The 11,989-nt window shown below is 34.4% G+C and carries 9 protein-coding genes; 3 read left to right on the top strand and 6 right to left on the bottom strand.

The window, feature by feature from the left end:
* Positions 1 to 142: 142 nt before the first annotated feature.
* The 4 genes from C1H87_RS05060 to C1H87_RS05075 form a co-directional block, all read right to left on the bottom strand.
* On the bottom strand, positions 143 to 2,428 hold the full coding sequence (locus tag C1H87_RS05060) for a DUF5703 domain-containing protein (RefSeq protein WP_102754777.1): 2,286 nt from the start codon (positions 2,426 to 2,428) through the stop codon (positions 143 to 145).
* Between the two features lie 246 nt (positions 2,429 to 2,674).
* Positions 2,675 to 4,828 (bottom strand): TonB-dependent receptor, encoded by a 2,154-nt coding sequence (locus C1H87_RS05065; protein WP_102754778.1) that lies wholly within the window; start codon positions 4,826 to 4,828, stop codon positions 2,675 to 2,677.
* A gap of 229 nt (positions 4,829 to 5,057) precedes the next feature.
* Positions 5,058 to 5,603 (bottom strand): hypothetical protein, encoded by a 546-nt coding sequence (locus C1H87_RS05070; RefSeq protein WP_158655127.1) that lies wholly within the window; start codon positions 5,601 to 5,603, stop codon positions 5,058 to 5,060.
* Positions 5,604 to 5,867: 264 nt separating this feature from the next.
* Positions 5,868 to 7,145 (bottom strand): NAD(P)/FAD-dependent oxidoreductase, encoded by a 1,278-nt coding sequence (locus tag C1H87_RS05075; protein ID WP_102754780.1) that lies wholly within the window; start codon positions 7,143 to 7,145, stop codon positions 5,868 to 5,870.
* A 130-nt stretch (positions 7,146 to 7,275) separates the two neighbouring features.
* On the opposite strand from C1H87_RS05075, the gene C1H87_RS05080 reads away from it, so the two are divergent.
* Together C1H87_RS05080 and C1H87_RS05085 are read left to right on the top strand one after the other, a co-directional pair.
* Positions 7,276 to 7,770: an RNA polymerase sigma factor gene (locus tag C1H87_RS05080; protein WP_102754781.1), complete on the top strand. Its 495-nt coding sequence runs from the start codon at positions 7,276 to 7,278 to the stop codon at positions 7,768 to 7,770.
* A 4-nt stretch (positions 7,771 to 7,774) separates the two neighbouring features.
* Positions 7,775 to 8,416 carry a hypothetical protein gene (locus C1H87_RS05085; RefSeq protein ID WP_102754782.1) on the top strand — a complete coding sequence of 214 codons (642 nt, stop codon included), beginning with the start codon at positions 7,775 to 7,777 and terminating at the stop codon, positions 8,414 to 8,416.
* 48 nt (positions 8,417 to 8,464) lie between these two features.
* Here C1H87_RS05085 and C1H87_RS05090 read toward each other — a convergent pair whose 3' ends face one another.
* Together C1H87_RS05090 and C1H87_RS05095 are read right to left on the bottom strand one after the other, a co-directional pair.
* Complete coding sequence (locus C1H87_RS05090) at positions 8,465 to 9,070, bottom strand: pseudouridine synthase (protein WP_102754783.1); 606 nt, start codon at positions 9,068 to 9,070, stop codon at positions 8,465 to 8,467.
* On the bottom strand, positions 9,057 to 11,369 hold the full coding sequence (locus C1H87_RS05095) for a type IA DNA topoisomerase (RefSeq protein ID WP_102754784.1): 2,313 nt from the start codon (positions 11,367 to 11,369) through the stop codon (positions 9,057 to 9,059). The genes C1H87_RS05090 and C1H87_RS05095 overlap by 14 nt, the downstream gene beginning before the upstream one ends.
* 191 nt (positions 11,370 to 11,560) lie before the next feature.
* Between C1H87_RS05095 and C1H87_RS05100 the strand changes: the two genes are divergently transcribed.
* Positions 11,561 to 11,911, top strand: coding sequence for a hypothetical protein (locus tag C1H87_RS05100; RefSeq protein WP_102754785.1), 351 nt, complete (start codon positions 11,561 to 11,563; stop codon positions 11,909 to 11,911).
* The last annotated feature ends 78 nt before the right edge of the window (positions 11,912 to 11,989 follow it).

Raw genomic sequence — 11,989 nt, forward strand, 5'->3', positions numbered from 1 at the left:
TTTAGATCCATTTGTGATAATTCGTGAAATTAGTGTCTATCTTTTTAGAATTATTATTTAATATGCAGCCATATTTGTGGGTACACCGTAGCTTTTAAAAAGAGAGGAACACCTTGAACCCTTAAGCAAGATTCACGTTAATTTAATAAGTTACTGCCCCCATAATGGTTATATCTTTCAACCTTTCCTTTGGAGTAACTTTTAGTTTTTCAATTTTTCCATCCTTCAAAACGGCTTCTATTGTTGTGTTTAAAGGTGCATGAAGTTTAAAATCTACATCCCATTCTTTGGGCCACGCTGGGAAAAGAAGAATTTTATCACCAACAGGCTGCAATAACATGGCATGTAAAGTTTGTTGAGCTACTCCTCCATTATCATGGTCTGGCACCCAGTCGCCATGTATATAAAATGCCGGAAATCTGTATGCTCCCGAGTAAACAAATCTATTGCCAAGATGTATTCGCGCTTCATCAGTCAATCCCAAATAAGCTGCATAAACAGGATCATTATGCCAACATCTGTAAACACCTTTAAAATCTTTTTTATGAAAAGAGTTTTGTATCATTTCCAGATCATCAAACCCTAATCCATATTGGCGATAAGGAAACACTGAATAAAGTGCAACATTCTCAACATTATTGCTTTTTGAAAAGTTTTCCCAGGCGGGAGCCATATATCTTACTCCATTTTCATCAAGTTTTATTGGATAATCAGGAATCAGTTCTGCTATTCTTGCCCATTCATTTCGCTGTTCTTCTGTGGTGTTTTTTGTTAACGTCATTAATTCCTGCAATACTTTTTTCATACCTGCAATTTCTGGAAGTGGGTTTTTCACATTCCAATAAGTTTCCAGGGCTTGTGCCGGATACATTTCTATTTTACCTTCTTTACCCAAGGGCCAATGATTAGCAAAAAACGTAACTACTTCTTTAATTATAGGTAAAGCTGTGTCTTCAAGAAAAGCTGTATCTTGAGTATATTTAAAGTATTCCAACATCATTACACTAAGTTCCAGACCTCCTTGCCAATAACGCTTTACATAACCACTGCGTACCAACCCTAATGGTTTGTTATTTCTGTCGTAACCATAATCGCTATTTGCGTAAGTTCCCCAAAAAAGCATAGTTTCCGGGAAAAAAGCGCCTTTATGATCATAATAAAGTTCAGTACGTTTTTTTGCCAAAGGAAGTGCATCACGATACATCTTAAAGAATGGTTTCATCAACTCAAAATCACCCGTTGCAATCATCGGCCAATACACCTGACGTTGATTTTGAAACCAAAAGGGTTCACCCCAATTCCTATAGTCTGCATCCCAATTCTTTTTTGGATCTACATGCCCGGTTTTGGTTCCGGGATGCGCATCAACTGTAAATAGTGAGCCATTATACTTAATAGGGTATTTACCTCTACCAGCACACCCCATCAAGTAGCGATGAGCATACCAACCTCTAGAAATATCGTTTGTCTCTTTTGTATTCTTTCCAGATACTTTTACCCAACTTGTGTTCCAGAAGTCATTCCACCAGTCAAGATGCTTATTTTTTGCCAATGCTACATCAAGAGCCTCCATTTTAGTAGCATTGTCCTTTATTTTATCTTTCCACTCCTCAATTGTAGCTTTCTCCATTGTTAAAACATGAACGGACAGATTTAAATGCTTAGTTTTCTTTTTAGAAATTAGAGATGTAGACGATTCTTTAGTTAAACCTTCAGCTCTTATTAGCCCTCCAAAAGTTCGGTGAAGTAACGGATCTTCTCCAATTATCGATTCTAAACCCTGTAATTCCATGGATGCTCTGTAAACCGAACGTTTGTTGTGATGCAACCACATGAGTTCATCCTTTCCTGATTCCACAATTGAATCTGGTTCTACGTATATAGGTTCTCCTGATTCTCGACTATGGAAAAAAGAAAACTTTTCATATTCTTCTATTTGGCGTCTTTCTGTACGCCATGGTTCTATCGAAACTTTTGCTTTAAACTTTTTGCCTCCTTCAACATCAACATGTATAACTGGGTTGTTCGCATCAACCCACATAACAATGGTACGCTTATTTTCACCTTCATCCATTTTCACAACCCATTGTCCCTGCTTAAACTGCAGTTCTTGAAAATAAGGCGTTTTAGGAGTTACCAGGTTGGGAGAAAACGACACTCTAACCTTACCTAGTTTTACAAGACGTGCATTATCGCTCCAGGCATCCGTTTTTGAGATATAAAAAATCAAATCCCCACTCTCCTCTACCCAGGCATTAACACCAATATCGCCGTTACCTAAAGGCATTGATCCAAGCGAGTTCTTACATGGCGCATTCCAAATGGGGTTGTAATCGGAAATATTTTGTGCCTGAACTTCACTCTTGTTTGTTATTGTAAATACTAAAGTAATAAGTAAATAAGCTAATGCATTGAAATAGTTGTTCATTTAAAATCTAATTAATTGTTCTTTAGTTATAATATTAAGAAAGGAAGATTACATTATAATGCTATGTTGTATAAAAACCGCAAGTATCAGAACGGATAAAATAGCATATCTTCTTCCTTTATTTTCTAAAGTATAATGATAATCAATTTTATCGAGTTCTTATGGGGATATTTAGTTTAAAAACGATAATATATTAATCAAAATATTTCTTCGAACACATGTTAATCAGGATTTTTCATAATTTCTCTACAAATTATCCAACTGGTTGCTTTTCTTATCCTCACTAATCGTCCAAAAGAAGCCTACAAAAAAGAACTGATCTACCGATGGCTGCAAAGCACGTCTATTAAAATGCCCGTTTAAATCTGGAGTGTTGGCATACTGATACCCATTAATATTTCTAAACCCTAAAGCATTGTTTACAGAAGCATAAAGGATTTTTTGGGGACTAATTAAATACGCCCAGTTAATACTCAAACTGTTATACGGTTTAGTTTTGTTATTTAAAAACCCCGGTTCGTTAGGATTCGTATAAGTTCTACCAGACGCTAAGGCATAACTAAACCCTATCTGGCTTTTCCACTTGTCAACCCAATATTTCCCAACAACCGATAAGTTATGTGTATTGGCAAAGTTTGGCTGAGATTTTACCGGGTAATTCTTATAATCTCGCTCGGTATCCAAAAAGGAATAGCTTAGCCAGTAATCGACATTTTTAATGCTTTTGCTATCTCTCCAAAAGAAATCAATACCCCTGGCAAAACCAGAGCCATTATTATTAAAATTAGTATTAAAATTGGTAAACTCAGAATCATATTTTACTAAATGGTCATACTTTTTATAATAGGCTTCAGCCCTAAACAATCGCCTGTCGGCATTATACTGATAATTAAAAATATAATGTGAGGTATTCTGAGCTTTTAAGTCTTGATTAAACTTTAAAACATTACTTGTTGGGTTTTGATAAAAATTACCATAAGCCAATGACACCTGACTTTTTGCAGATGTTTTATAAGCTAAAGACAATCTTGGTGCTAAAGTAAAGTCTTTAAACAACTCACTATACTCACCTCTTAATCCTGATTTAAAAGCTAAATTTTTAGATATAAAAATATCGGCTTCGGCAAAAACTGCGGCTATGTTGTTATTATAACCATATTTTGCATTGTTGATAGAAGCATCCGAATAGCTTTCATCAAAATCAGTTGCAAAATATTCAGCGCCAAAATAAAGCTTAAACCGGTTGCTAATTCTGTTTTTAAATTTCAATTTGCCGTGCAGTGAATTTTCTATATTATCTACATCACTTTCAATAATGTTTAAATTGTTTTTTGCGTGCGTATAGCTTAAACCTCCAAATAACGACCAGGTATCGTTTAAAGCTCCTTGATACGAACCATTTACATATACGTTATTGTTATTCAATTTAAAATAAGCCCCCTCGCTAATATTAATATCCTCCTGTGTTAATTCAAAATTAGTAACATCGAATGCACCATAAAGCTTAAACAAACCGTTATCGGTCTTTTTTCTTAAAACAGCTTCGCCAGAAACCGTTTCGTATGGCTTTATCCAATCATTTCTGTTCGTAAATATTGCATTGTACGGTGCCAAATTAATATAGGATGCATTCACACTCAATGAACTTTTCTCCCACTTTTGCGTATTTCCTATAGTTGCCCCAACGCTCATAATGCCTATATCTGTTTTTTCTTGATCCGGTTCATCAATAGTATTCAACAACAATACACTTGAAAGTGCCTGTCCGAATTCTGCAGAATATCCCCCTGTAGAAAATGTAATACCATCAAATAAAAATGGAGAATACCTACCACGTGTTGGCGCATTATTAGTAGTTGGTGTGTATGGCGTAAATACCCGAATGCCATCTATAAATATTTGTGTTTCGTTAGCATCGCCACCACGTACAAATAATCGTCCATCTTCTGCCACAGTAGTTGTTCCCGGTAATGTTTGTAGTGCGCCTACAAAATCGCCCAGAGCACTCGCCGTAGTAACAACATCTAAGGGTTTTAACACATTAACCTTACTATTATCACCTGCTGAAAAAGTACCTGCAGATAATACCACAGCATCTAATGTATTCACATCTTCCCGAAGTTTAATACTTAAATCCTTCATAAAAGATATATCTCCTACCATGGTATATGTTTCGTAAGACACGTAAGAAACTATTAAAGTTTGTGAGCCTTTCTCGGTTGTTTTAAACGAAAAGTTTCCATGCTCATCTGTAGTACCACCATCGTAAGTACCTTCCAAATAAACATTAGCCCCCATAATTGGAGTATTTTTCATAGTATAAACCGTACCATTAATAGTTTTTTGGGCGCTTAGCTGAATTGATATTAAGACAATCAAGCTGGTTAAAATAGTTTTCATAGATAAATTTATTCTGTTGTTCGTTTTTTATTGATAATGCAAATTTGCAACAGAACTCTAGTCCATTAAATTCAATTTAACCGAACTGTAATTTTTTAATGATGAATTGAAACCCCATGATGAATCCGTAAAAGATTGTAGCTAATTCTTTTAATGATAGATTACGCTATTTTATGAAAGTGTTTTTTAGGTACTAAAGATATGTAGCCTATTAATAAGGTGTTTTTCCTTATTCTTTTTTATTTACTGCTAGTGATTTTTTAATAATATCAAGATATAATGGCAAACCTTTGACTAACTTGTCAATTCCTTTTTCATAAGTATCAACCAAATATATTTTATTGTCCTCCATCCCATTCCATAGCCAGTTCTTTCTTGCCGCTATATCCCCTTTTCTAACAATTATTATTTTATAATATTGAATCCTTGAATTCGTATCATAAATTGTTAGTTCGTTAAAATCTGAAATGTTAGGATCGTTATTTATATTTCTTGAATCGTCTGCTCCAAAGTATATTTTGAAATTTCCGAAGTCATAACAGGGGTTATTACTATCAATAGACCTAAATATAAATGAGCAATCACTATCCAAAGCCATATGCTTAATTTTTTCGAAATCATAAAAAGATAGCATCTCAGTTATTTCTACAAATTTAGGTGATTGATTCTCTTTTATATTTTTCATGGATTGGTATGAATTGAAACTTAATTCAGAAATTGAAAAAAGAAATATCATTACAACTTTCCCTATAAGTTTAATTCTAGCTAATGCCATTTTTAATAACTATAAAACTTGATTCATTTTCTTTATAAACCAATAGATTAAAAAATAAAATTAACGTCTATAATATTTTTATATTATATTGGCAGTAAATAGATTTAACTACATATTTTACTTTTTTAGGAACTTGTATTTTGAGTACCTACTAAACAACTCAAAATCACGTCTTTAAAAGCACAAAAAAACGATCATAGACAAAAACTATAATATATAGCTAACAGGCTACTAACCAGTTTTTAACAAAAATAGTCTAAACTATTAATTTAACTTCTTAAAAGGCCGTATAATAAGTCGTGCAGCTTTATCAAAATTAATATAATTATAGCCCCAATTAAAGAAAACGATCACCCTATTTCTAAAACCTACCAATGCCATAAGGTGCACAAACATCCATACGAACCAAGCAAAAAAACCTGCAAACCTAAAATGTTTTAAGTCTACAACAGCTTTATTTCTTCCCACGGTTGCCATCGAACCTTTGTCCTTATATTTGAATTTTTTTAACGGTTTCCCTTCTATTAATCTTATAAGGTTTTTTCCTAAAAGTACACCTTGTTGAATAGCCGGTTGCGCCACTTGTGGGTGTCCGTTTGGATATTCATCGGTCTGCATCAAACTAATATCTCCTAAGGCAAAAATATTGTTATAGCCTTCAATCTGACTATACTCGTTTACCTTGTATCTGTTTGCTCGATCTATAAGCACATCTGCCTGAAGCCCCATTACCGGGTTTCCGGTAACACCTGCTGCCCAAATTAATGTTTCCGATTGTAGTTCTAAACTCAAATTGGTTTGCACTTTTTTACCATCGTAATTTTTAACAAACGTATTGCAGTGTACCAGAACACCTAATTTAGAAAGAAACTTTGCGGCTTTTTTAGAAGCATGCTCACTCATAGTTGGTAAAACGCGTTCCCCGCCTTCCAATAAGTATATCTGCATATCTTCTGGAATTAAATCGCGATAATCCCTAGGCAAAATATGATTTTTAAGCTCCGCTATAGCTCCTGCCAACTCCACACCTGTTGGACCTCCTCCAACAATAACGAAATTTAACAATGCCTTTCTGGCTTCCCGATCGTGCGTAATAGCTGCCTGTTCAAAATTCTGCAATATTAAACTGCGAATGTTTAAAGCTTGTGGCACCTTCTTCATAGGCATACCATGGGTTTCAATAGATTTGTTGCCAAAATAATTAGTCTTGGTACCCGTAGCTATTACCAAATAATCATAACTTATATTACCAATACTTGTTGTTATTTCGTTTTTTTCTGAATCTATCGATTCCACCTCTGCCAAACGAAAAAAGGTATTTTTATGCTTCTTTAATATTTTCCGAAGTGGATAAGCAATGGAATCCGGCTCTAACCCTGCCGAGGAAACCTGGTACAATAACGGTTGAAATGTATGATAATTACGCTTATCAATTAAAACAACCTGTACATTTTTATTTGCTATTTTTCTTGCAAAATTAATACCTGCAAAACCTCCGCCTATTATAACGACTCTGGGATAGTTGGATTGGGGGATATTCATCATAAAATAAAAATATCATGCAAATATAATACTATCCAAATACGTTTTTCGCTATTTAAAATATTATTTTTAGTCCTTGTGTAACATTTTAAAATTTTTAGCTACATATACATGTAACTAAACCATCACATTGAGTAAAGAACTAGAACATAATTTTGTTGAATTGCTGGAAAAGCATCAAAATATCATACACAAAGTATGCCGTTTATATACTAACAATTATGATGCTCATAATGATTTATTTCAAGAAATAACCATTCAACTTTGGAAAGCATATCCAAAATTTCGAGGTGATGCCAAATTTAGTACATGGATGTATAGAGTTGGGTTAAATACCGCAATAACACTTTACAGAAAATCGAAACGAACCATCAACACACAAGATTATAATGGTGTTGAATATAAAATAAAAGCAGTAGACTATGATGATACAGAAGAACAACAACTAAAAATACTCTACAAAGCGGTACATCAATTAAACGATATTGAAAAAGCGCTTGTTTTCTTATACTTAGAGGATAAAGATTATAGAGAAATTAGTGAAACTTTGGGAATTAGCGAAGTTAATGCACGCGTGAAGATGAATAGAATAAAAACGAAGCTTAAAACCATATTAAATCCGTAAGGCTATGGATGAACTAGATTTATTAAAGAAAGACTGGAATAAGGATAATGATAATTATCCTAAACTAACATATGACGAAATATATAAGATGATTTTGAAAAAATCATCCTCCATCGTAAAATGGATCTTTATTATTAGTTTGTTAGAGTTTGGGTTTTGGACAATTATCTCTTTATTGCTAAAAGACGCAGAGGGTGTCAAAAACTTTGAACAGCTTAACAACAATGCTTTTTTTATAGCTCTAATAGTAATTGGGTATGTTGTTTTAGCGCTTTTCTTTTATTTATTCTTTAGAAACTACAGAAGAATATCAACTACAGACAGTGCCAAGGTACTAATGGAAAATATTCTTAAAACCAGAAAAACCGTAAAGCAATATGTAGCTTTCAATTTAATTTATTTAATAATAGGCACCATTTTTGGCGTGTTTATTGAGCTGGGTCAGGATCAACTTGTTATAGATCAAATAGAACAAGCAACAGCCAATGGAGAAATTTTTAAATTTTATGCTGTATTTATAATATCAGCCGTTTTATTATTAGCCGTATGTATTGGAATGCTTCTATTATTCTACTGGCTTGTTTACGGTATTTTATTAAAACGCCTAAACCACAACTACAAAGAATTAAAGAAACTGGAAATTTAGCATCATCATATATTAAACGATGCCATTCATTAATAGATGAAACCAACGTTAATCAAAGTCTTCTTCCATTAATTTGTCAACCTCAATAACCCCTCCTATTTGCATTAATGCACTAAGATGAAAGCCTCCTACCCTAACACGCACTAAACGTAACGTTGGAAAACCAACTGCCGAAGTCATTTTTCGAACCTGTCTAAACTTGCCCTCGGTTAACGTTATCGATACCCATGATGTTGGCCCATGCCTGTCATCTCGTATTTTTCGTGATCGTTCTGGTAAATGTGGAACACCGTCCAGTCTATGAGCTTTGCAAGGCTTTGTAAGATACTTTTCACCTTCGAAACCAATTTCTAAACCTGTTTTTAATTGTTGGATCGCTTCTTCCGAAATATCGCCATCTACCTGTGCATAATATTCCTTTTCAACCTTTCCGCTGTTAACATGATCACTCGTTTTACCATCGGTAGTAAGCAACAATACGCCTTCCGACTTTTCATCCAGCCTACCAATCGCCATAGTGCCTTCTGGAAAATCATGCAGTAATCCCAAAAACTTTTTCGATTGTTGTTTTGAGTCATGGCTTATAAACTGACTCAAATAACCGTACGGTTTGTAGATTACGAAATGCCGATGCTTACTTTTAGATGCTTCCATTCAAAATACTATAAACAAGTTCTTTAGTTGGTTTTTGCCCATTTATTTTAGCTCTTACAACATCGAAAGCCACTTTAAAATCGCATCCCGATTTGTATGCACTACACCCATAAGCGCTTCCTCCTTTTATAACAGTTCCTTTTTTACATTTCGGACACATCAATTCGTCAGATTTTGCGTTCTTGCCTGTATTGTCCGCAGACGCTGAGGCCTTTTTAGGCTCTAATTTTAAATTGAATGCCTCATCAAAACGCAACAAACCTTCCATTGGGCCAGAATCTGTTTTAAACCCTTTTAAATTAACGGTAGACCCTTTTTGGAGCAACCTGATAAACTGCTTTTCAGAAACCTTTTTATTAGCATAGGAAAAAGGCATTACAAAATTACAACCTGTTTTATAAGCACTGCAACCATATGCTTTTTTTCCTTTTAGAATATGTCCTTGTTTACATTTAGGACAGGCTTCTGCTGTAATACCAGCCGATTTTTTCTTAACAGCCTTGACTTCTCTATTTTTAACCGTTTCAGCATAAGATATATTGGCGCGCTTGGCTTCACTTCTCACCTCATACACCAAAGCATCTACCATACGTTTCATGTTCTTTATAAATGCCCCTGCACTAAAAGCACCTTTTTCTATATCCTTAAGCTGTTTTTCCCAAGATCCTGTTAGTTCTGCCGATTTTAATAAATCGTTTTGAATGGTGTCGATAAGCTGAATTCCCGTAACGGTAGGCAATACCTGTTTTTTATTACGTTTTATATACTTTCTTTTAAAAAGTGTTTCAATAATATTAGCTCGGGTAGATGGTCTTCCAATACCATTTTCCTTCATCAACTCGCGCATGTCTTCATCATCTACTTGCTTTCCTGCAGTTTCCATAGCTCGTAACAAGGAGGCTTCTGTATATTGTTTTGGCGGTTTGGTTTCCTTTTCTAAAAACGTAGGTTCATGCGGTCCTCTTTCCCCTTTTTCAAAAGTAGGCAGTACCCCCATCTCCTTTTCTTTAGCATTGGGATTCTCAAAAACGACACGCCATCCCTTCTCTAAAATTTCTTTGCCCGTGGTTTTAAAAGATACATCGGCAGCCTTACCTACAACATTGGTATTAGCCACCAAACAATCATCGTAAAAAACTGCTATAAAACGCCTTACTATAATGTCGTAAACCTGCTTCTGATTGTATTGCAAATTAATCTGAACCCCAGTTGGAATAATAGCATGGTGATCGGTTACTTTTTTATCGTTAAAAACTTTAGCCGACTTTTTTATTTTCTTACCTAAAAGCGGTTCGGTTAGTATTGAATAGTTGGTTAACTTTTGAAGAATACCAGCTACTTTAGGATAAATATCTGTGGGCAAAAATGTAGTATCTACTCTAGGATATGTAACTGCTTTTTGTTCGTAAAGCCTCTGAACGATTTTAAGTGTTTCATCTGCCGAGAATCCAAACTTGGTATTGCAATACACTTGCAAACCTGTTAGATCGAAAAGCTTTGGCGCATACTCCTTCCCTTTTTTCTTTGTAATAGATTCAATTTCAAAATCACTCTCCTTTACTTTATTAGCCAAGGCTTCACCATCTTCCTTTTTTAAAAAACGTCCTTCTTCGTAACTAAAAAGTGTTTCCCTGTATAGTGTTTGCAGCTCCCAGTACGGTTGGGGTTTAAAATTCTCAATGTCTTTAAACCGCTTAACCACCATAGCCAATGTTGGTGTTTGTACACGACCAACAGATAGTACTTGCTTATAACCGCCATGCTTTACTGTATACAATCTGGTCGCGTTCATCCCCAACAACCAATCGCCAATAGCTCTGGAAAACCCTGCGTAGTATAAATTATCGTAATCTGAAGCTGGTTTTAAGTTTTCAAAACCTTCTTTAATGGCTTCTGTAGTTAATGAAGAAATCCATAAACGCTGTACTTCACCTTTATAATTTGCTTCATTTAATACCCAACGTTGAATCAATTCTCCTTCTTGACCGGCATCCCCACAGTTTATAACCAAATCTGCCTTATCAAATAAACTCTTTACAATCTTAAACTGCTTTTGAATTCCCGAATTAGAAACCACTTTCGTTTCAAACTTTTCGGGCAACATGGGCAAGTTGTTTAAATCCCAACTTTTCCAATAGGGTTTATAATCGTTAGGTTCCTTTAATGTACATAAATGTCCAAAAGTATAAGTAATTGCATAACCATTGCCTTCATAATAGCCATCACGTTTGGTGTTAGCTCCTAAAACAGAGGCTATTTCTCGTGCTACACTTGGTTTTTCGGCAATACAAACTTTCACTTAATACTTTTTGATTTTATTTATAGTGCAAAATAGAAATTTAGAACAAATTTTTGAAGCGGAGTTATTAGTAGTTATCAACGATACGTTAAAACTATGGTATTTTATCGTTTTTATTTAATTGTAGTATAACACTTCAATTTTATTCGCTAAATTCGCCACACGTTTAATGAAAAATGCCCCTTTTCAAAATGATAAAATTTGCATATTATACTATGTTTATATGTTTTAACATATATCATAGTTTCAGTCAAGTAGTTATAGAAACTACTAAACCAAACACTTCATCCATTTTAGAGCTTAGCTCGACAAATCAAGGTCTTTTTCCTCCTAGAATGACAGAAATTCAAAGAAACGCCATAGTTTCTCCTGCAGAAGGGTTGTTTATTTATAATACAGACAGAAAATGTTTTTCTAAATTAGGTTTTAACTCCATTACCCAAGCAGGTTCTAGCACACTTCTGGTTTCTCAAATTGATGCATTTACTATAAATCTTGCAGAAACAAGTTCAACTTGTAATGTAGATGTCACGGTTTTTTAATCAAATAAAACCTGGTCAAACCGATACCATTTCAACGTAACGGAAATAAAAAACTTTAATAAATTTCTTAATTAGCTA

Source organism: Flavivirga eckloniae (genome assembly GCF_002886045.1).
Classification (GTDB): domain Bacteria; phylum Bacteroidota; class Bacteroidia; order Flavobacteriales; family Flavobacteriaceae; genus Flavivirga; species Flavivirga eckloniae.